The organism is Agrobacterium sp. 5Ca39 (genome assembly GCF_055382365.1).
Genome location: NZ_AP026437.1, coordinates 2,203,309 through 2,222,500 on the forward strand (window position 1 = coordinate 2,203,309; position 19,192 = coordinate 2,222,500).

The following is a 19,192-nucleotide window of genomic DNA, read 5'->3' on the forward strand; positions in this document are numbered from 1 at the left end:
AATTACCCCCTCGCTTCGGCGATCACGGCGCCGAGTGTGCGCTCCACCAGATCGATCTTGAACTTGTTCTGCTCGGTCGGACGAGCGCCGTTGAGGAGAGCTTTCGCTGCGACCTTCGCTCCCTTTGAGAGTTCGTCATCCGCAGCTTCCACGCGCCACGGCTTATGAGCAATGCCGCCGATTGCCACCCGGCCAGTACCATCAGGCTGAATGACTGCACCCACAGAGACCAGAGCAAACGCGTAGGAAGCGCGGTCGCGGACCTTGCGGTAGATCTGTTTTCCTCCAGTTGGCGGCGGTAGCACTACTGCGGTGATAAACTCACCCTTTTCCAAAACCGTTTCGATCTCAGGGGTATCGCCCGGCAAGCGATGGAAGTCGGCGATTCGGATTGATCGGCGGCTACCATCGACCTTTACCGTCTCGATAACCGCATCGAGTGCGCGCATGGCAACGGCCATGTCACTGGGATGCGTGGCGATACAGCTATTACTCACACCCACCACGGCGTGCTGGCGACTGAAGCCGCCGATGGCGGAACAGCCACTTCCCGGCGAACGCTTGTTGCAGGGCTGTGCGGTGTCGTAGAAATATGGACATCGTGTTCGCTGCAAGAGGTTACCCGCGGTTGTTGCCCTGTTGCGAAGCTGGCCCGAAGCCCCTGCAAGCAAGGCGCGCGACAGGAGCCCATAATCACGTCGAACAATTGGATCGGCGGCAAGGTCGGTATTGCGAACCATCGCTCCTATGCGCAGGCCTCCCTCAGACGTCTTTTCTATTGTATCGAGCCCGAGACCATTCACATCGATCAGATGTGTCGGCGTCTCGATCTCCAGTTTCATCAAATCGAGGAGATTGGTGCCGCCTGCAATGAACTTTGCTTGCGAGTTCGAAAAGGCGGACCTGGTTGCAGCCTCGATAGATGAGGCCTTTTCGTAGGTGAAGGCTTTCATGCTTTTGTCCCCGCAACTTCGACGATAGCCTCGACAATGTTGGAATAGGCGCCGCAGCGACAGATGTTGCCGCTCATCCTCTCGCGAATTTCGCCCTCACTCACCGATGTCTGCGCGTTAAGATCCAGCGTGACATGGCTCGGAATGTTTGCCGCGATCTCCTCAAGCACCGCCACGGAGGAACAGATTTGTCCCGGCGTACAGTAGCCACACTGGAAGCCGTCAAACTTGACAAACGCCGCCTGCATCGGGTGCAGATTGCCGGGCTGTCCCAGGCCCTCGATCGTCGTCACGTCGTCACCATCATGCATCACGGCAAGCGAGAGGCACGAGTTGATGCGGCGTCCACCGACCAGTACGGTGCAGGCCCCGCATTGACCGTGATCGCAACCCTTCTTGGTTCCGGTCAGGTGAAGGTGTTCGCGCAGTGCGTCGAGAAGGGACGTGCGATTGTCAACATCGAGGTCTCGGACCTGTCCGTTGACCTTCAACGATACGCTTGACGTGTGTTTCATGATTTCTCCTCCTGACTGGGCTGCTGCTCCCCTGGTGACAGTGGTGGCAGCGACGGTCGCGGCCGAAGATATAAGTAAGTTTCGGCGTGAAAGTTCAAATATGCCGGTGCCTGGCATCGCCAGTTCCACTTCATCGATTGGAGAAATCAAAGGTTTCGCATCAAGGGGCGAGAACGCGGATCATTGAAAACTGACCCGTGAACGAATGAGCAGCAGAAGGAGTTCCCGATAGGCCTTGTTCATAGCGCGAAAGGACCGGCTAGGAGATCGAGGCTCCTTCCCGATTGTGGGGCGGGTCAGGACATCGGTTCTTGACACCAAATTCTGGAAGAGCGGTTTTAGCCGTCGTCCCGATCGAGCCGCATGCTCTCGCTTCCTAGGCGGTTCCCGTTAATCTCTGGCAATCGCACTGGCAGATCGAGACCCCTTGTGGAGCGATCTCGGCCCCATGGGTGACCCTCTTGCATTGCATGCGTCACCAATGTGCATATAAGGGCGTTTGGAGAGCTACTCACGCCTCAAGTGCCTCTACGTTATCAAGCACCCGCCGAAGCAAAGACACCAGTGTGTCCACCTCTTCCCGCGATAATCCCTTGGTCATGTCCCGGATTGCCCTGGCGCAAAAAGCGCGGCCAGCTGGCAACCGCGCAAGTGCCGCCTGCGTCAATGATACCAGACTGGACCGCTTGTCTCGCGGATCGGGCTCACGCTTGATCAAGTCATCCCGCTCCATCCGCGCCATGGGGCATCAGCTGCCAAGGACGAAACGGGAGAATGCCAGGGCATTGCGCGCATCCTCGTCCATTTTCGCGAGATCGGCGCCGCCGCTCAGATCGCGCCACACCTTGATGTCGGAGCCGATCGTGCCGCCGGTCTTGACGAAAGGCTCCATGATCACCGCGCCGGTGTAATTGATATCGCGCAGGGCGAGGCCAATTTCGTGCCAGGGCATCCTGCCCTTGCCCGGTACGCGGCGATTACTTTCTCCGGTATGGAAATGCCCCAGCAACGGGCCAGCCGTGCGGATGGCCTCGCCAAAGCTGTCTTCCTCGATATTCATGTGGAACGTATCCAGCATGACTTTCACGTTGTTCTTGCCGACATCCTTGACGAAAGCGACGCCTTCGGCAGCCGTATTGAGCACGTGGTTTTCAAAGCGGTTGAGGACTTCGATGCAAAGGTTGATGCCGAGGTCATTGGCGAAATCGGCAATGCCGTGAATACCTTCCACGCCGCGCGCATAATCGCCTGCCTTGTCGACCGGCTGCGAGTAGTCGATCGGCCAGTAGGAGTGCAGCGCGCCGCCAATCGTATGGATGTCGAGCTTGGCGACATTGGTAAGGGTGCGTTCAAAGAACGCCTTGCCAGCTGCGCGAACCGCGGCATCCTCTGACGACAGGTTTTTCGTTTTCGAAGGGCCGATACCGGCAGTAAGTATGATGCCGTTATCCTTCGCGCTCTGCCTGATGACGGCGAGTTCGGCGTCACTGTATTCATTGATGTGATGAGCGGCTACTTCGATGATATCGAAGCCGAGCTTGGCAACCTTCTCTATATAGGGGCCGAACTTGGCGCTCCACTCATGTTCCCAGTAAGAGTAATAGATGCCGTGTTTCATGGGGGTCTCTTTCGCTTTTCTGTTTTGCTTGACTTTGGGTGGGGAGGCGCAGCCCTTCGGGCCGTTTCACGACGCGGGAGTGCTTCCCGGATTTCCGATGCGAAGGTCCGGCTCCGTGCTTGTGGATGTGATGAAGCGGCCATTGGGGAGATCGTTTTCCTCTACCTTCCGGTTGATCTCCCCCTCGCCGAGACCGAAGCTCCGCCAGCGATCCCGCAGCCGCGCACGCAGATCGTCCTCGTCGACATCAACGAAGACAGTGAGATCGAAGATCGGCTTGAGGCGATCCCATGGCGACTGGCCGGCGAGGAGATAATTGCCCTCGCAGACGATGATATCGACGGATTGCGGGATCAGGCGGCCACCGGCGCGGGCGATCTCGATGGCGCGGTCAAAGACGGGGACGGCAACGACATCGTCCTGATTGGCCTTCAGGCGCTCAAGCATATGGCGCAGGCCGTGAACATCGAACGTATCGATGGCGCCCTTGAAGGGCCGGCGGTTCATCTCCTCAAGCACCGCATCGTCATAATGAAAGCCATCCATGGGGAACAGTGCGGCGGACACGCCTTCGCCCGCGTTCAACGCATCGACCACACGCTCGGCGATGGTTGATTTTCCCGATCCGGGGGCACCGGCAATCGCAACCATCACACGCCGGGCCTTTGACCCTTCCAGTCGCTGAAGAGCAAGGCCCACAATCTCGCGGGCATTATCGTCAATAGTGTTCAAGGTACTTGCCCCGATAATGAGTGCTTTCAGAAAATGCGGTACTGGTTTGCCTTGTCGCGCAGGAATGGCAGTCCCTTGTCGAGAACCTCATCGGCGCTGGGCGCAACCGGGCGCCAGGTTGAAATCGCGCCCGCCACCTCCTTGGGCATCGCGGCGAAGCTTTCGAGCGTCAGCACGCCCTTGAAGCCGATGGCTGCGAGCGCTGAGAACACTTCGTCCCACGCAACGTTTCCGCAGCCCGGCGTGCCGCGGTCGCTTTCCGACATATGCATGTATTTCAGATGGTTGCGGGCGGCGATGATGCCATTGGCAATGCCCTTTTCCTCCATATTCATATGGAACGTATCGAGATGGATGAAGACGTTGTCCGCACCGATGCGCTCCACCAGCGCCACCGCCTGTTCGGCGGAGTTGAGCAGATGGTTCTCGTAGCGGTTGACGGTCTCAATGCCGAATTGCAGGCCGTGTGTTTTTGCGTGGCCGGCAGCCCGCGAAAGCGCCCTTGTCAGGTTGTCATATTCACCCTGTGTCGGCGGAAATCCGGTTCGCTCATTGGTGCCGCCGTAGGTGACACCCGTCAGCGCTTCAGCCCCCATATCGGCGGCCTTGCCGAGCGCGGTGTTCAGATAGTCGATTGCCGCATCGGGACGTATGGACGGCCAGGCGGGCTCCGGCAGCACCAGCGAGCAGACGGCGCGCAATCCGTATTTCTCCAGCAGCGTGCGCGTGTGTTTTGCATCGACGGAGGGGATATCGATAAGCGGAATCTCGATGAAATCCTGACCGTAATCCGCAGCAGCGGCGATAGACCGTCTGGCGTTTTCGTGGTCCCATTTCAGAGACCACATCATTGCGTGAACACCGAAGCCTTTCACGTCATACCTTCTTTCTGAGAGATCCGAAGTAGCTGGAGAACAGGCCGCGCGCCGCCATGACGACAATCATCAGGACACCCCAAAGGGCCGTGGCGAGATGCTGGTTGGCGCCGAGAAGATTAAGGCCGGAGGACAGGAGCTGCAGGACGATGAGCGCGACAAAAACGGGAAGCACACGACCGAAACCGCCAAAGGGATTGATGCCGCCGAGAAAGGCCGCGAGCACCGTGATCAGCAGATAGGACTCTCCGTGGCCGACACGGACGGAATTGAAACGGGCAAGCATGATGATGCCGGCGACCGCGCACATCAGACCCGAGAGCGTGTAGACGAGCACCTGGATCTTGCGCGTGTTGAGGCCGGAATAACGCGCGGCTTCGATATTTGAGCCGATCATCAACAGCCCGAAGCCGAGCTTCGTGCGCGTCAGCAGCACATGCCAGAGCGCCACGCAGACGACGAAAATCAGAAGCGGGATCGGCAGACCGAGAAGCGTGCCATGGCCAAGCGGCGCCATGTAGGCGGGAAACCCTGACACGTCACCGCCGCGCGTCAGAAATTCGCCGAGGCCGCGCAGGAAAATCATCATCGACAGCGTCACCAGAATGGGATGCGCGCGGGTATAAGCGATCGCCGCACCCGTCATGGCACCGGCAGCCCCGCCGGTGACAAATGCAGCAAGGCAGGCGAAGAGAAAGGCGCTCGGCGGTGCATCTACGCCGCCATGGGCCTGGAGTACCCAGGCTGCGGCAAGTCCTGAGAGATTGGCCGCGAAGGTGACGGACAGATTGATCCCCCCCGTCAGCAGTGGCAGCAGCATCGCCAGCGTGAGAAGGCCGAGTTCCGGCAGCTGGAAGGCCACCGAACCGAATGTCGCAAGCGAGAGGAAGTTATCCGCGAACGTTCCGAAGATGAGCATGACTGCGATGAAGGCAATCACCGGTCCAGCCATATCGGCACCGAAAATGGCGTTGAATTTCCTGACAAGGCTGCTCATCACTGGGCGCTCCCCTTTCTCGTGGACGTGCGAAGCGCACTCGGCAAAAGCTTGTCGAACCGGGTGGAAGAGAGGGTGATCGCGATCAGAATGATGGCACCGACGATCATCTTGAAGGCAAAGGGTGACACGCCCATGAGGTTAAGACCGTTCTGGGTGATCGACACCATGAGAACGCCGAGCACGCAGCCGATGACAGAGCCTTTGCCGCCGCCAAGCCGCGCACCGCCGAGGACCGTTGCTGCAAGAACATCCAGCTCGCGGCCATAAAGCGCGTTGGGCACCACTTCCTGCGCATAATGCGCCTGCATAAGACCCGCAATGCCCGCCATCAGGCCGAGCCAGCCGAACGAAATGTAATGCATCGCGCCGATATTGATGCCGAAGCGGCGAGCACCTTCCGGGTTGTCGCCGAAGGCGTAAAGTTTGCGCCCAACAGTGGTGCGCGAAATCATGAACCAGGTTGCAATACAGCAGAGGATCATGACCACGACCGGCAGCGTCAGCTCTACCCATGAACCATCAGGCATTTCATGTTCGTAAAATACCACACGCGTGGACAGCCATTCCGGCAGGTCGTAGATCGACACACCCTTGGTGAAGAACATCAGCAACCCGAAGAAGATGTTGAAGGTGGAGATCGTCGCGACGATTGAAATGATGTTGAGCCGCCAGACGAGGAAAGCGTTGACGAAACCGAGACTAAGGCCTACCGCGCCGGCAATGATGAAACCTTCCGCCCAGTTGCCGCCGCCGAGCGCATTGAGCGCCAGCACCGTCACATATTGGACGACGGAAGCGGCGACCGCGAAGGAAATGTCGATACCGCCCGAGATCAGCACCACAAGCAGGCCGACCGCAAAGATGATGTTGACCGCAGAGACATTCAGTACATCGAAGGCGTTTGAGATGGTGAGGAACCGGTCGGTGGCGAAGGACAGTCCCGTGCAAAGCAGCACCATGACCACAAGCAGCGTAAATTCGGTCGTATGTCCGAGGATGAGCCTACGCATAGATGGCGGCCTCCAGTTCAGTCAACGACAGGCGTCGCGGATCATAGGTGGCGTGAAACCGGCCTTCGACCATGTGGATGACCCTGTCTGTATTGAAATAAACTTCCGGCGGCTCGTCGGAGATCACGATGATCGAGAGACCTTCTGCGGCGAGCTTGCGGACGATTTCGAAGATGCCGGCGCGGGCGCCGACATCGACCCCCACGGTCGGCGCGTCGAGAATGAGGATTTTCGGCCCGATCGCCAGCCACTTGGCGATCGCCACACGCTGCTGGTTGCCGCCCGAAAGCGTTCGGATCGGGTCTTCGGGCAGGCCGATCTTCACCCCGAGCGCAGAAATCCAGCGGGAAACGACATCCGCCTTTTTCGACGGTGAGATCAGGCCGCCGCGCAGCAGCCGGTCGAGCGAGGCCATGACCAGATTGTCGGCAATGGATTGCGGCTGGTTGAGACCAAGCGAAAGCCGGTCCTCGGAAAGATAGGCTACGCCTGCCCGGATCGCATCGCGGTTGGAATGAAAATCCACCTTCTTTCCATCGATGAGGATTTCACCCGATTGCGGCCGATGCATGCCGAACAGCGTCAAAGCCAGTTCCGTGCGGCCGGCTCCCAGTAGGCCCGTTATGCCAAGCGTTTCGCCCCGCCGCAGATCGAACGAAACATCCTCGAACTCGCCGGCACGGCTCAGCCCGCGCACCGAGAGAACGACGGGTTTGTCATCGTGATCGGCGGCAATGACGGCACTGTCGAAATTGCGGCCGGTCATCAGCTCGGTCACCCGTGACTGGGTCATGCCTTCAACGGGAAAGACACCGACAAGCGAGCCATCCCGCAAAACGGTTATGCGGTCTGAAATCTCAAGCACTTCCGCAAGGCGGTGCGAGACGAAGACAACCGCGACACCCGAGGCCGACAGGTTGCGGACGATGTCGATCAGGTAATCCGTTTCCGACTGCGTGAGCGACGCGGTCGGTTCGTCCATGAAAACGAGCCGTGCCTCACCGACCAGCGCGCGGGCAATCGCCACGATCTGACGCTGGGCGATGGGCAGTTCCTTGAGCGGCCTGTCGAGATCGATCTCGACGCCGAGCCGGGCCAACGCCTTTTCGGCAGCCTGCTCGATGGCGCGCTTGTCGACCAGCCCGTATTTTGCATTCACCGCGTACTGGAAGCCGATATTTTCAGCCACCGTCATTTCATCGAACAGCGCCAGATCCTGCCAGATCACCTGAATGCCAAGCGATTGCGCAAGCGTTGGGGTCATTGCGGCTATCGGCTTGCCGTCGAAATAGAGTTCAGCATCACTTTGGGGCGTGTAAACGCCCGTTATGACCTTGATCAGCGTGCTCTTGCCGCAGCCGTTTTCGCCGGCAAGGCAATGCACTTCACCCGGGTTGACCTCGAAAGAAACACCCTTCAGCGCGCGAACACCGCCGAAGGTGACTTTGACATTTTTGAGGGACAGGAGCGGTTCTGCGCTCATGATAACGTAAATCTCCTTCGCCGCGGCAGCATTGCAGACGGGGCGCTCGGCATGTTTTCCAGATGAGGCGTCGCGCGAGTATGAAACCTCGCGCGACGCCCTGGCCTTGGGGAGGATCAGAGGCCCATGGAAACGAGCTTGTCGATGCTTTCCTTGTCGATCTTCAGAAGCTGATCGACGACGATGGTGTTGCCCTCGGGATTGATGGTGCCGAGACCTTCGATATTGTCGCCGGCCTTGGGTGTCTCACCCTTGGCGATGCGATCCGCGAGCGTGATGAAGACCTCACCGGCCTGCTTCGGGTTCCACATGAAGCCGCCCGTCAGCGCCCCCGACTTGATGAGCTTGGCGCCCTGCCCCGGCGAGAACGGGCCGATGACGAAGACCTTGCCATCCTTGCGCCGCTCTTCAACCGCACGCCCGGCTCCGATCGGTCCCTGCGAGCCGAAGGCGAGGAAACCGCTCAGGTCAGCATTGGCGGACATAAGGTCAAGCGCCGTCGAGCGGCTCTTGTCGAGGTCCTCCGCCACGCCGTAGCGATCGCCGACGAGCTTCATGTCAGGGTAGTTCGCCTTGATATAGGCGATGGCGGCATCGGCCCAGGCATTGTGAAGCGGAACGGTGAGAGAACCGACGAACACGGCATAGGAGCCCTTGCCGCCCATCTTCTCCGCCAGCAGCTTGCCATGCGCTTCACCAAAACCCTTGGCGGAGGCGAGTTCGAAATCCCAGTCGGCACCGAGCTGCTTGGGCGATTCGTGGGTAATGACCTTGATACCGGCGGCCTGGGCTTTTTTCAGCACCGGCTCCAGCACCTTGGCATCATTCGGCACGACGCCGATGAAATCGACCTTCTGGGCGATCAGGTCCTCGATGGCGCGGACCTGCAGGGCGGGATCGGCGCTAGTCGGGCCGACCATGAAACCGTCAACGCCGAGCTTCTTGCTCTGCTCCTTGATCCCGGCCTCCATGGCGTTGAACCACGGAATGCCGCCGATCTTGACGACGACGCCCACCTTCGGCCCTTCGGCAAAGGCTGCGGACGAGAGCAGCGCGAGCGACAGACCAACCGCTGCAGCAATAATTTTCTTCATGATGTTCCTCCTCAAAAAACAGGCAAACGAAACCCGCCGCAGCCATTTTTCATCTGGCGCGTTCAAAATTTCTCATCTCGCTTATTCGAGACTCTCCCTTGCCACTCCCACAGCAACCATCTTGCACAATCGATATTGCCAACTTGCACAATCGATGGTGCAATAACCATATCATGAAGCTCCCTTCCGTCAAGGGGACGCCTACTCTAATAATTAGAATCAGTTGGGGAGATCACAATGACGGGCATGAGTTCCAAGAAGGCCACTATATACGACTTGTCGATATTGTCCGGCGCATCAGCGTCGACGGTCAGCGCCGTCCTGAATGGATCATGGCGAAAAAGGCGGATTTCCGAGGAAACGGCCAACAAAATTCTATCGCTCGCCAAGACGCACCGCTACACCGCCAACCTGCAGGCGAGAGGTTTGAGGAGCTCGAAATCCGGACTTATTGGCCTACTGGTCCCGATTTATGACAACCGGTTCTTTTCCTCGATGGCACAAACATTCGAGGGACAGGCACGCAAGCGCGGCCTTTCGCCGATGGTTGTATCGGGGCGGCGCGATCCTGAAGAAGAACGCCGCACGGTGGAGACCCTGATCGCCTATTCGATCGATGCACTCTTCATCGCGGGCGCGACCGATCCCGACGGCGTGCACCAGGTCTGCGCCCGCGCAGCACTGCCGCATGTCAATATTGACCTTCCCGGCAAATTTGTACCCTCGGTCATTTCCGACAACAGACATGGTGCGGAAATATTGACATCGGCAATCCTTGCCCATGCGGAAAAACACGGACCTCTCGGCCCTGACGACGTCATCCTGTTCGGCGGTCATGACGACCACGCCAGCCGCGCCCGTATAGATGGCTTCCACGCCACCAAGGCCGCCTATTTCGGGGTCGATAACGGGGACGATATCGAAATCACCGGCTATTCACCACGCATGACGGAACTCGCTTTCGAACGTTTCTTTGAACGCAAAGGCCGCCTGCCCCGCTGCTTCTTCGTCAATTCATCGATCAATTTCGAAGGATTGCTGCGCTTCATGGGGCGCCATGACGGCGAGGCGTTTGGCGATATCGTTGTCGGCTGTTTTGACTACGACCCCTTCGCATCGTTCCTTCCGTTCCCGGTCTACATGATCAAGCCCGATATAGCGCAAATGCTCAACAAGGGGTTCGAACTTCTGGCAGAGAACCGGACCGAACCCGAAGTCACCATTATCGAACCGACGCTCATTTCGCCGCGAACCGCTCTCGAAGGTCCGCTCGACGACATATGGGACCCCCTGGCATTGCGCCGCATGGCGCGATGAACATGCGTAATGCCACGTGACCTCAACGGTCGGCGCGTCGCGATAGATTTCAATCGGCTGGAGCACTGGAGCGCCATGGCTGACGAATGCACCCTCGGCGACCGCCTGGTGATCGGCGCAAGATGGACGTCGAGGCTGTTTTCATCCACGAGTATCTCCTTTCGCCCCGCAGATCAGTCGGCAACCTCTCGTAAACTCGACAAGATGACCGCCGCTTTCGCATACGGAATCCGACCTGCCGAAAGCCCGACGAAACCGCAGTTCGCTTCAGCGGTCTGGCTTTTCCGGGTGCATTCCACGTCCATACATTCACCGGCGCTGTGGTCTGGGTGTTCCTGATTTCGCTGGCAGAATGTACCTTTGGTCATATCGACTACTATTCTGTCCGGCAGAAAACCATGTTCATCAAGGAGATCTGCATAGGCATCGGTGCGGCGTTGACTGTCGGGCTCATGCGCTGGGTATCGTTTTCGTTCAGCGCCATATTCGTCGCTGTGATCGGCATTCTCTTGACCCTGACATGGTGGCTCCTGATGCGGCGCGAGTTGCGCGCGTTCGACTAGAGGGATGCATATGCATCTGAACCGCAGAAGGAACGTCGAATGAAGTTGGCTACATAATGATCTATGTCGCGGACGAGCCGGTCACGATCGAAATTTATGGAGACGCTTCCAACGATCCGTCTGGCAATTCGATATCGGTTTCCAGTCGCGCTTTCCGATTGATGGATTGATCGATAGAGGCCCGAGCTAATCTTGCCTGCCCTTCGGCCGCATTGACGGTCACGTTCACAAGCTCTGATTCGCAGGCGACCGCGCGCGGCGGGCAGAATTTGATGTTTCAAGTGGCATTTTCGAATACATCTGCCTCACTCTGGGTCGTGAAGGTGAACGTCACCAGTTCGCTGTCATCGTCCTGCCGGAGACCCATGGCAGTTACAATCAAACGCGCGATCTCGTCCTGTGCTTCACTTCCCGAGCGGTACGACCCCACCGCCTTCTCGATGGCGGGGCCGAAAACCTCGCTGATTACACCGAGGCGCATATTGTATTTCATGATGATGTCGCGGTCCTCGATGATCGCTGCCTGTTCGGCCTTTGGGATGCCGGCGTTCTCCATGGCGGTTATCGTTGCGTTCGTCGCGAGCTTGATCGGACCTTCTTCCAGCCAGCGATCAACCATCTGATGGAACTGGCGCATCCGCTCGGCAGGAATTGTTCTCTGTACAGTGATCGACATCCGGATTCCTTTGTCAGCTCTCATGCGAATACACTTTTTGCTTCGCTTCAGCTGCGACGCGAGGCGCTACCCTGATAGTCAAAACACGTCGGGAATTCCAGATGGAGTCCACGCAGAACCGGTTCGTCAGACGGTCGCATCGGGTAAAGCAATCGAGGAGCGTGAAGATGCCTCGCTCTACAAGGAAAACTTCAGGCCTTTCTTCCTACCGCACTCCCACGAGGAAGCTCCGTGAGCTGTTCCTAAACTCAAGACCTGCGTTGATCGTCCTTGAATGCGCCATGGTCTTCGAAGACCCCAATGGCTCCACGCTGTTGCAAGACGTACTGACTTTCAGCAAGTATTTCGCGATACCTCTGGACCTTTGCGGCGCCCATCCTGCGCAAATCGACCCTTGATGGAGGTGCTGACTGGACTGGAAAAACGGCTTCGTTTTCCAGAAGGTCCAGCAGAAGATTACGCATGACCGCGTTTTCCTCTCGCAGCTCCGCCAGTTCGATAACCTTTCCGCTCGATTCAAACCGCCTTGCGATCGCTTTGTCGATTTCGCGTTCGACAAGGAGAGCCTTGGCGGCGAAATACCGACAGGCAAAGAATGTTACCGCGAGCGCGCACAACGCGAAAATAACGTAGATCATTCCGACCTCCAGGTTACCCCTGAAATCGATACTCTGCCGCCGGTTTTCAATACGGATTCGGGCCACTCGACTGAAAAATCACATGCTCCTGAAACCCGCAACTTGTGAATTGCGAAGACGGCCTCACTCCGAGATTGCAACCCTCGGGCGCTCCGCCGTCAGACGCTTCGTGATCTCGTCACCATGAAAGGTAGGTCGCTTTTCTCACAGGATATGCGAAAGGCTCACCATTCTCAAAAACGAAACCCTTGCGATACATGCAACTGCGCACGTGGGCGGAGCCATAGGCACCTGCATAGAAACCCACGTCGCCATATGATGGGTAACGTTCGAAACTGCATCTGTCGAGGGCTGCCTGATAGGCCATCTCCAGTACATGGTTACCCGTCACCGGAACGGTACCGTAAAGATGCAATTGGGTCCGCGCTTCCGCCGCTGCCGCCGTAAAGGTAACGCTTAGAACCACGCTTAAAGCCAGCTTGAGTCTCATGACGCGCCTCCAGAGAAATTATTGTGACGAGCAACGGGGATTTTGCCCTGTTTGTTCCCTCAATCAGAAGTTTCTCCCACATTGTGCTGGCGCGGCTTCCATTATGTCCCGGCCGGAAGTCTATGCCACCTTCCATTCCGCGAAGGTCGACCCAGGCCCGCGGCCACGATTAATGCTGCGTGATAACAACAGAACGTTCCGTAACGTTGGAGGGACAGCCTCTCGAAATCGCTGGAGGCACCATGTTTGGTGCGATTGCCTAGCGAAGGAACCCATCCCGATCGAACTCTCCCCATCCACGAAGGTCGGCCGCACCTTCGTCGACCTTTTGACCCGCCTTTTCTCCCGGTTTCATCTTCTTTTTGAGCGATCGAGCCAGCCGCCTCTGATAGGCGGCTTTCTGTCGTTTCTCTGCCTTCGCCTCAGCGTCCTCCACCCGCCACTCTTCCACGACCCCGCGATCGAGAAGGTCCTCAACCACCTTCGGATCGAAGACATGGAAGGTGATGCGCCGGGCACGGCCGTTCAGCCGCACGGTTCTCGTCCCGGCGCTCTTGAGACGCCCATCCGCGAGCCAGCGATGTCGCTCGCTCGTCTTGATGGCGAGGATGTCCTGTATCTCGCGCGGGATCACCGGAAGAGTTTCGGCTTCCATCATCACGCCGGCCACGGTCCTCGCAGCGGCGTCGAAGGCGTTTTTGTCGCGGGCTGGCATCGCGAGCGTGATCTCGTTGCCCTCCAGGCTGATCGCTTTCTTCAAAGCCGCAGGCAGTCGGGCCTGCATTTCCTGCAGAATGCCTTTCGCTCGCACGGACGATCCCAGCGTCACCGCAGGCGACAACATCCACGTCCTGATCAGTTCGATATCGCTCTTCTCGAGTTTCCGCATCTCTCCTAGATAGTGCCGATCTCCTCTCGTTCAACGAGGTGAACTGTTCGGCGACCGCAGATCCGAACCAGCCTACGATTATCGGAAACGTCCTGCTTAGCGGGGGTATGGCTCTGCGGCCATCGCGATATCAGCGATGATTTGCCCTGTTGTCATAAAGAAGCGCAGCGGCCTCGACCTTATCGCCATTAGCTACTGCCCATGAGCACAGGGCCTCAAACGGTTGCCGCAGAGAATGGCCCAGAGGGGTGATCGCGTATTCTACACCCACCGGCTGGGTCGGCAGGACGGTCCTCGTCACAAGACCGTTCCGCTCAAGCCTCTTTAGAGCATCGGCCAAGGCCTTGTGGGTGATACCGTCGAGACGGCGCTTGATCTCGTTGAAGCGCGAGGGCCTGGGACAAATCACCGTCAGGATCAGGATTGTCCATTTGTCCGCGATCTTGTCGAGCACGGGGCGAACCTGCGCCATGTCTCTAAGGGCGCACTGAGAAAGTGCTTCAAGGTCAGTATACTCGTCCATATCTAGGCTACTTAAGGTGCGTAATTGATACCAGATATCTAATGTATATCATGCAGCGACCATCAATTGAAAGGACTTACGATGGCTCGGATGAGTAACAAGGTTGCCCTGATTGTCGGGGGCGCCAAGGGTATCGGCTTGGCAATTGCAGAGCGGCTTTCGGCCGAAGGAGCGATGGTCTTCATCACCAGTCGCCGAAGCGAAGATGCCAAAAGGGCGGCAACTGCCATCGGTCATGGTGCGGTCGGCATTGTCGCCGATGCCGCGCTCCCCGAAGATATGCGGGAGGCGGTCGAAAAAGTGAGAAGGGAACACGGCCGTATCGACGCGCTGGTCTTGAACGCCGGTCTTTCCGAGCCCGCCCAGATCACGGAGATAACGCCTGAACACTTTGACCGCCACTTCGACGTTAACGTTCGAGGAATGGTCTTCGGCTTCCAGGCGGCTCTGCCGGCGATGAGGGACGGCGGCTCAGTCGTCCTCGTCGGATCAATTGCAGACAGCGGCGGCTATGCTTCCTATGGCACATATGCTGCGACCAAGGCAGCCGTGCGTTCCTATGCACGAACCTGGACTGCAGAACTGGCATCCAAGGGTATACGCGTTAACGTCGTCGCACCGGGCCCAACCGATACGGAAATGATGGCTGCGGTTCAGCCAGACATGCGCGCGGCCATTGTCGCTCCGATCCCGATGGGACGGATGGCGCAACCCGCCGAGGTGGCTGCAGCTGCCTTGTTCCTGTTAAGCGATGAGGCGAGTTACATCGCCGGTGCCGAACTGTGCATCGATGGCGGCTTGCGGCAGGTCTGAGCCAGAATTCGAAACGCTGTACCCGATCTGGAATGACCGGGTACAGCAAACGCTCGACAGAGAAGCGACGGATCGCAATTTCGCTGATTACAGGCCCGCCTCAGCCATCCATAGCGCTGCGTCTGCACCTGCCGGTATGCGCAGTGGCGCAGACGGATCGGTGGCAGCCTTCCAGATCGCTTCCGCGACATCGCGCGCGTGGGTCACAGGGCCCTTGTCGTCCTGAACATTCCTGACGAACTGGTGCAAAAGAGGCGCATAGTCCGCATCGTCCATGCCGCGCAGGTGTGGGCGGGCACTGGCGCCAAAACTCGTTTCCGGCGAACGTCCGGGCAAAACGATGTGGACGCGAACGCCGAAGGGCTCCATTTCAATCGCAAGGGACTCGCTGAGCGCATTCACTGCGGCCTTGCTGGCGCGATAAACCCCGATGACCGGTAGCGGTTTCAGTGTGACCGAGGACGTAACGTTGATAATGACGCCAGCCCGGCGACGACGCATTTGCGGGCCGAGGGCCTGGATCATCGCCAGAGTGCCTATCGTGTTCGTCTGAAAGAGTGCCTGTGCGGTCTGGGATGCAGTCAGTTCGACAGGAGATGGTGCTCCGAACCCGGCGTTATTGACGAGAACATCGATCTGACCCGTTGCCTTCACAAGCTGTGAGATGCTGTCCGGGACGGTGACATCGAGTGCTAGAACACGCAGACGCCGCGACGCTGGGAGTAAGCTTTCGTCGGGCGTTCTCATCGTGGCGATCACGTCCCAGCCTTTTTCAAGGAACAGTTTTGCAGTTTCCAGGCCAAAGCCCGAGGAACAACCGGTTATCAGAATTGCGGGCATTATTTTCTCCATAAGTGGCTGTGTCATTATGGTAGCGACCCGAAGGGAGACTTTATATGTTCCAGGCTCCTCATTTCTTTAGTAATAGTCCTGGATATGACAACAGACCCGCTCACCGAGATCGTCACACTCCTGCAACCCGCCGCCCGGGCTTCGAAACTGGTGGAGTGCGCCGGTGCATGGCGTATACGTCGTGACGGCACAGGCGAGCCGTTTTATTGTGCCATCCTGGAAGGGCAATGCCGGGTCACTTTCGGTGGCCGACAAACGTTTATCCTGCAGGCCGGAGACTTCATTCTCGCGCCTGCCATGCGCGATCTCGTCAATGAAAGCTCCAACGCCACAGCCGACTTGCCGGCAACGGTCCCGACAAAGATCAATGAGGGACATTTTCGTGTGGGACCACATGACGGCCCACCCGCGCTACGAATGCGTATCGGACATTGCAGCTTCGGCACGCCGGATGCGGCCCTGCTCGTTTCTTTGTTGCCGGACGTGATTCTGGTTCGCGACAAACCCCGGCTTGCGACGTTGATGCAGTTGATCGACGAGGAGACGCAGGAACGGCGCGCAGCGCGCGAACCGGTTCTGGAACGACTTATCGAGGTGCTGTTGATCGAGGCACTACGGTCCTCAACCGACACCAATTCTGCACAGGGCCTCGGCAGAGGGCTTGGTGATGAGCGCCTTTCGGCGGCACTTCGGGCTATGCATGACCGTCCCGGCCATCCCTGGACCGTCGTTGATCTCGCTAAAGAGGCGGCGCTCTCCCGTTCGGCATTTTTTGCGCGCTTCAACCGAATAGTCGGGGTTGCGCCGATGGAATACCTGCTGACATGGCGTATGGCATTGGCAAGGCAGTTCTTGCGGAGTGGTGATCTCGCAATCGACGATGTAGCCGAGCGGGTGGGATATGGATCAGCAAGTACGTTCAGCGTGGCTTTTGCCCGACGCACCGGCATCCCTCCTGCTCGATACGCCCGTATGGCCGCACAGAACGGCGAGGCAGGAAACAACCGATTGCTACGGCCACTGACAGAATTATAACAATGCAGTTGGCCTATCGACAATACGCCCGACCAGCGCTTTCAAACTGGCGCAGCGATTCCAACGATGATCGACTAAACTCTGGACTCCGGTGGCTGACATCCGCCGAGTTCTTCGCTCAGACAATCAACCCGCGACGTGACGTGATGAGGTGCTGCGATAATGGATCCGCACCTCAACCCGCCGTTACCGTCCAGAATACAGCAACCCAAACCGCTGGAGCGAACTCAAAACTGGACAAAGTCTGGGGACAGGGTCAAAGGTCATGGAGGTTAAGAGATCGACACGCAACAGAAACACAAAAAGCTCCTCGACGCTGACGCGGAGGAGCTTTGTTAAGACGAGAATTTTGCCTTCTTGATCGTAGCTGTTTAGCGCGCTGGATCGTAGTTTTTTTGGCTATTGTGGGATACTGTAGCGTAGGGTTTTGGTTGCGGGGGCAGGATTTGAACCTGCGGCCTTCAGGTTATGAGCCTGACGAGCTACCGGGCTGCTCCACCCCGCGTCCAGCGCATTCGGCAAGGCCGAATGTCGCGGTTACGTCGTTGCTTTAGCGACGACGGATCTTTGCCGGAGTAAATTGCGGAGCAATTTATCTCCTGTAAGGGACGCACTTGGCGTTTTCCTTAAGTTTTGTCTTAAACTGCAAAAGGCCGCTTTTGGCGGCCCTTTTTTTTCGGCTGGGCCGAGGGATGTGATGAGAAGATTTTGATGCGTTTTGCAGACCTGGCAGCGACCTACTCTCCCGCGTCTTGAGACGAAGTACCATTGGCGCTGGGGCGTTTCACGGCCGTGTTCGGAATGGGAACGGGTGCAGCCGCCCCGCGATAACCACCAGGTCGGCAAAACGCAACATTGTTCATGTTTTCACATGAACGTTGTTTTCGAGAAGCTGGAGAGCTCAAGGCTCTATTTAATTTACACGTCGTTTCTGTGACTTATCCGTATGTTGCCTTGCTCGAGGTCGAGCGTGGCGCCCATACAGGACGCTAGTCCGTCGCCAATCGTTTGGCGCGCCGTCTGCAGCGTAGTGGCCGAAGGCCACGTCAGCGTGAAGACAGAACAGATCATCAAGCTTCGCTTGATGAGCATGAACAATGGGAACGAAGAAGTCGATCGAGCTATTAGTAACGGTAAGCTTCACACATTGCTGTGCTTCCACACCCGTCCTATCAACGTGGTCGTCTTCCACGGCTCTGATAGGGAACACTCGTTTTCAGGTTGGTTTCCCGCTTAGATGCCTTCAGCGGTTATCCATTCCGTATATAGCTACTCTGCTATGCCCTTGGCAGGACAACAGATCCACCAGAGATACGTCCATCCCGGTCCTCTCGTACTAGGGACAGATCCTGTCAATATTCCTACACCCACGGCAGATAGGGACCGAACTGTCTCACGACGTTCTGAACCCAACTCACGTACCGCTTTAAATGGCGAACAGCCATACCCTTGGGACCTGCTCCAGCCCCAGGATGCGATGAGTCGACATCGAGGTGCCAAACAACCCCGTCGATATGGACTCTTGGGGGTCATCAGCCTGTTATCCCCGGCGTACCTTTTATCCGTTGAGCGATGGCCCTTCCACACGGGACCACCGGATCACTATGACCGACTTTCGTCTCTGCTCGACTTGTCAGTCTCGCAGTCAGGCTAGCTTATGCCATTGCACTCGACGACCGATTTCCGACCGGTCTGAGCTAACCATCGCGCGCCTCCGTTACTCTTTCGGAGGCGACCGCCCCAGTCAAACTACCCACCATACACTGTCCCGGATCCGGATAACGGACCGCGGTTAGACATCCACGAAGATAAGGGTGGTATTTCAAGGATGGCTCCACAGAAACTGGCGTCCCTGCTTCAAAGCCTACCACCTATCCTACACATGCCTTGGCGAATGCCAGTGTAAAGCTATAGTAAAGGTGCACGGGGTCTTTCCGTCTGACCGCAGGAACCCCGCATCTTCACGGGGAATTCAATTTCACTGAGTCTATGTTGGAGACAGCGGGGAAGTCGTTACGCCATTCGTGCAGGTCGGAACTTACCCGACAAGGAATTTCGCTACCTTAGGACCGTTATAGTTACGGCCGCCGTTTACTGGGGCTTCAGTTCAGAGCTT

The 19,192-nt window shown here is 57.7% G+C and carries 19 protein-coding genes, 1 tRNA gene, 2 rRNA genes and 2 pseudogenes (1 of these 24 cut by a window edge); 5 read left to right on the forward strand and 19 right to left on the reverse strand.

Annotation, left to right across the window (positions count from 1 at the left end; translation table 11 throughout):
• Positions 1–2: 2 nt before the first annotated feature.
• The 10 genes and pseudogenes from ACZ47E_RS23835 to ACZ47E_RS23880 form a co-directional block, all read right to left on the reverse strand.
• Positions 3–953: an FAD binding domain-containing protein gene (locus tag ACZ47E_RS23835; protein WP_022563240.1), complete on the reverse strand. Its 951-nt coding sequence runs from the start codon at positions 951–953 to the stop codon at positions 3–5.
• Complete coding sequence (gene paoA, locus ACZ47E_RS23840) at positions 950–1,585, reverse strand: aldehyde dehydrogenase iron-sulfur subunit PaoA (RefSeq protein WP_034497711.1); 636 nt, start codon at positions 1,583–1,585, stop codon at positions 950–952. The genes ACZ47E_RS23835 and paoA overlap by 4 nt, the downstream gene beginning before the upstream one ends.
• A gap of 262 nt (positions 1,586–1,847) precedes the next feature.
• Positions 1,848–1,940: pseudogene (locus tag ACZ47E_RS23845) on the reverse strand (GFA family protein); the annotation flags it as partial.
• A 276-nt stretch (positions 1,941–2,216) separates the two neighbouring features.
• Positions 2,217–3,086: a D-psicose 3-epimerase gene (locus tag ACZ47E_RS23850; protein ID WP_278067650.1), complete on the reverse strand. Its 870-nt coding sequence runs from the start codon at positions 3,084–3,086 to the stop codon at positions 2,217–2,219.
• Positions 3,087–3,152: 66 nt separating this feature from the next.
• The gene (locus tag ACZ47E_RS23855; RefSeq protein ID WP_022563245.1) at positions 3,153–3,818 is read right to left on the reverse strand and encodes a nucleoside triphosphate hydrolase; all 666 of its coding nucleotides are present in this window, start codon (positions 3,816–3,818) and stop codon (positions 3,153–3,155) included.
• A 26-nt stretch (positions 3,819–3,844) separates the two neighbouring features.
• Positions 3,845–4,693 carry a sugar phosphate isomerase/epimerase family protein gene (locus ACZ47E_RS23860; protein ID WP_022563246.1) on the reverse strand — a complete coding sequence of 283 codons (849 nt, stop codon included), beginning with the start codon at positions 4,691–4,693 and terminating at the stop codon, positions 3,845–3,847.
• Between the two features lies 1 nt (position 4,694).
• A complete protein-coding gene (locus ACZ47E_RS23865; RefSeq protein WP_022563247.1) occupies positions 4,695–5,690 on the reverse strand; it encodes an ABC transporter permease in 996 nt (331 codons plus the stop codon).
• A complete protein-coding gene (locus tag ACZ47E_RS23870) occupies positions 5,690–6,703 on the reverse strand; it encodes an ABC transporter permease (protein WP_006697919.1) in 1,014 nt (337 codons plus the stop codon). The genes ACZ47E_RS23865 and ACZ47E_RS23870 overlap by 1 nt, the downstream gene beginning before the upstream one ends.
• The gene (locus tag ACZ47E_RS23875; protein ID WP_064263709.1) at positions 6,696–8,186 is read right to left on the reverse strand and encodes a sugar ABC transporter ATP-binding protein; all 1,491 of its coding nucleotides are present in this window, start codon (positions 8,184–8,186) and stop codon (positions 6,696–6,698) included. The genes ACZ47E_RS23870 and ACZ47E_RS23875 overlap by 8 nt, the downstream gene beginning before the upstream one ends.
• Positions 8,187–8,302: 116 nt before the next feature.
• Positions 8,303–9,280: a substrate-binding domain-containing protein gene (locus ACZ47E_RS23880; protein WP_003521644.1), complete on the reverse strand. Its 978-nt coding sequence runs from the start codon at positions 9,278–9,280 to the stop codon at positions 8,303–8,305.
• Positions 9,281–9,517: 237 nt separating this feature from the next.
• Between ACZ47E_RS23880 and ACZ47E_RS23885 the strand changes: the two genes are divergently transcribed.
• Entirely contained in the window at positions 9,518–10,597 is a 1,080-nt protein-coding gene (locus tag ACZ47E_RS23885; RefSeq protein ID WP_022563250.1) for a LacI family DNA-binding transcriptional regulator, read from the forward strand.
• Between the two features lie 398 nt (positions 10,598–10,995).
• Positions 10,996–11,160, forward strand: a complete 165-nt coding sequence (locus tag ACZ47E_RS23890; protein ID WP_158454200.1) for a hypothetical protein — start codon at positions 10,996–10,998, stop codon at positions 11,158–11,160.
• A 277-nt stretch (positions 11,161–11,437) separates the two neighbouring features.
• On the opposite strand, the gene ACZ47E_RS23895 is transcribed toward ACZ47E_RS23890, so the two are convergent.
• From ACZ47E_RS23895 to ACZ47E_RS23915, 5 genes are all read right to left on the reverse strand, one after another.
• Entirely contained in the window at positions 11,438–11,836 is a 399-nt protein-coding gene (locus tag ACZ47E_RS23895) for a hypothetical protein (protein ID WP_022563252.1), read from the reverse strand.
• 248 nt (positions 11,837–12,084) lie between these two features.
• Positions 12,085–12,474 carry a hypothetical protein gene (locus ACZ47E_RS23900; RefSeq protein WP_022563254.1) on the reverse strand — a complete coding sequence of 130 codons (390 nt, stop codon included), beginning with the start codon at positions 12,472–12,474 and terminating at the stop codon, positions 12,085–12,087.
• 178 nt (positions 12,475–12,652) lie between these two features.
• Positions 12,653–12,964: a hypothetical protein gene (locus tag ACZ47E_RS23905; protein ID WP_022563255.1), complete on the reverse strand. Its 312-nt coding sequence runs from the start codon at positions 12,962–12,964 to the stop codon at positions 12,653–12,655.
• A gap of 259 nt (positions 12,965–13,223) precedes the next feature.
• Complete coding sequence (locus ACZ47E_RS23910; RefSeq protein WP_022563257.1) at positions 13,224–13,853, reverse strand: hypothetical protein; 630 nt, start codon at positions 13,851–13,853, stop codon at positions 13,224–13,226.
• 130 nt (positions 13,854–13,983) lie between these two features.
• Entirely contained in the window at positions 13,984–14,376 is a 393-nt protein-coding gene (locus ACZ47E_RS23915) for a winged helix-turn-helix transcriptional regulator (RefSeq protein ID WP_022563258.1), read from the reverse strand.
• Positions 14,377–14,457: 81 nt separating this feature from the next.
• Between ACZ47E_RS23915 and ACZ47E_RS23920 the strand changes: the two genes are divergently transcribed.
• Entirely contained in the window at positions 14,458–15,189 is a 732-nt protein-coding gene (locus ACZ47E_RS23920; protein ID WP_022563259.1) for an SDR family NAD(P)-dependent oxidoreductase, read from the forward strand.
• Positions 15,190–15,276: 87 nt separating this feature from the next.
• Here the strand turns inward: ACZ47E_RS23920 and ACZ47E_RS23925 are convergent, their stop codons facing one another.
• On the reverse strand, positions 15,277–16,029 hold the full coding sequence (locus tag ACZ47E_RS23925; RefSeq protein WP_022563260.1) for an SDR family oxidoreductase: 753 nt from the start codon (positions 16,027–16,029) through the stop codon (positions 15,277–15,279).
• Positions 16,030–16,125: 96 nt separating this feature from the next.
• On the opposite strand from ACZ47E_RS23925, the gene ACZ47E_RS23930 reads away from it, so the two are divergent.
• Together ACZ47E_RS23930 and ACZ47E_RS23935 are read left to right on the forward strand one after the other, a co-directional pair.
• The gene (locus ACZ47E_RS23930) at positions 16,126–17,076 is read left to right on the forward strand and encodes an AraC family transcriptional regulator (RefSeq protein ID WP_022563261.1); all 951 of its coding nucleotides are present in this window, start codon (positions 16,126–16,128) and stop codon (positions 17,074–17,076) included.
• Positions 17,077–17,099: 23 nt separating this feature from the next.
• Positions 17,100–17,314: pseudogene (locus ACZ47E_RS23935) on the forward strand (IS3 family transposase); the annotation flags it as partial.
• Between the two features lie 190 nt (positions 17,315–17,504).
• Here the strand turns inward: ACZ47E_RS23935 and ACZ47E_RS23940 are convergent.
• The 3 genes from ACZ47E_RS23940 to ACZ47E_RS23950 all read right to left on the reverse strand — a co-directional run.
• Positions 17,505–17,581 (reverse strand) — tRNA-Met (locus ACZ47E_RS23940).
• Positions 17,582–17,800: 219 nt separating this feature from the next.
• Positions 17,801–17,915: ribosomal RNA gene (gene rrf, locus ACZ47E_RS23945) — 5S ribosomal RNA — on the reverse strand.
• A 264-nt stretch (positions 17,916–18,179) separates the two neighbouring features.
• Positions 18,180–19,192 (reverse strand): 23S ribosomal RNA (locus ACZ47E_RS23950) (it continues 1,786 nt past the right edge of the window).

Bases quoted from the DNA above. Each gene is read 5' to 3' on its own strand.
- ACZ47E_RS23890 (WP_158454200.1), top strand. From the start codon at position 10,996: ATGTTCATCAAGGAGATCTGCATAGGCATCGGTGCGGCGTTGACTGTC.
- ACZ47E_RS23920 (WP_022563259.1), top strand. From the start codon at position 14,458: ATGGCTCGGATGAGTAACAAGGTTGCCCTGATTGTCGGGGGCGCCAAG.
- ACZ47E_RS23865 (WP_022563247.1), bottom strand. From the start codon at position 5,690: ATGAGCAGCCTTGTCAGGAAATTCAACGCCATTTTCGGTGCCGATATG.
- ACZ47E_RS23870 (WP_006697919.1), bottom strand. From the start codon at position 6,703: ATGCGTAGGCTCATCCTCGGACATACGACCGAATTTACGCTGCTTGTG.
- ACZ47E_RS23885 (WP_022563250.1), top strand. From the start codon at position 9,518: ATGACGGGCATGAGTTCCAAGAAGGCCACTATATACGACTTGTCGATA.
- ACZ47E_RS23930 (WP_022563261.1), top strand. From the start codon at position 16,126: ATGACAACAGACCCGCTCACCGAGATCGTCACACTCCTGCAACCCGCC.
- ACZ47E_RS23880 (WP_003521644.1), bottom strand. From the start codon at position 9,280: ATGAAGAAAATTATTGCTGCAGCGGTTGGTCTGTCGCTCGCGCTGCTC.
- ACZ47E_RS23925 (WP_022563260.1), bottom strand. From the start codon at position 16,029: ATGCCCGCAATTCTGATAACCGGTTGTTCCTCGGGCTTTGGCCTGGAA.
- paoA (WP_034497711.1), bottom strand. From the start codon at position 1,585: ATGCCAGGCACCGGCATATTTGAACTTTCACGCCGAAACTTACTTATA.
- ACZ47E_RS23875 (WP_064263709.1), bottom strand. From the start codon at position 8,186: ATGAGCGCAGAACCGCTCCTGTCCCTCAAAAATGTCAAAGTCACCTTC.
- ACZ47E_RS23850 (WP_278067650.1), bottom strand. From the start codon at position 3,086: ATGAAACACGGCATCTATTACTCTTACTGGGAACATGAGTGGAGCGCC.
- ACZ47E_RS23900 (WP_022563254.1), bottom strand. From the start codon at position 12,474: ATGATCTACGTTATTTTCGCGTTGTGCGCGCTCGCGGTAACATTCTTT.
- ACZ47E_RS23905 (WP_022563255.1), bottom strand. From the start codon at position 12,964: ATGAGACTCAAGCTGGCTTTAAGCGTGGTTCTAAGCGTTACCTTTACG.
- ACZ47E_RS23915 (WP_022563258.1), bottom strand. From the start codon at position 14,376: ATGGACGAGTATACTGACCTTGAAGCACTTTCTCAGTGCGCCCTTAGA.
- ACZ47E_RS23835 (WP_022563240.1), bottom strand. From the start codon at position 953: ATGAAAGCCTTCACCTACGAAAAGGCCTCATCTATCGAGGCTGCAACC.
- ACZ47E_RS23910 (WP_022563257.1), bottom strand. From the start codon at position 13,853: ATGCGGAAACTCGAGAAGAGCGATATCGAACTGATCAGGACGTGGATG.
- ACZ47E_RS23895 (WP_022563252.1), bottom strand. From the start codon at position 11,836: ATGTCGATCACTGTACAGAGAACAATTCCTGCCGAGCGGATGCGCCAG.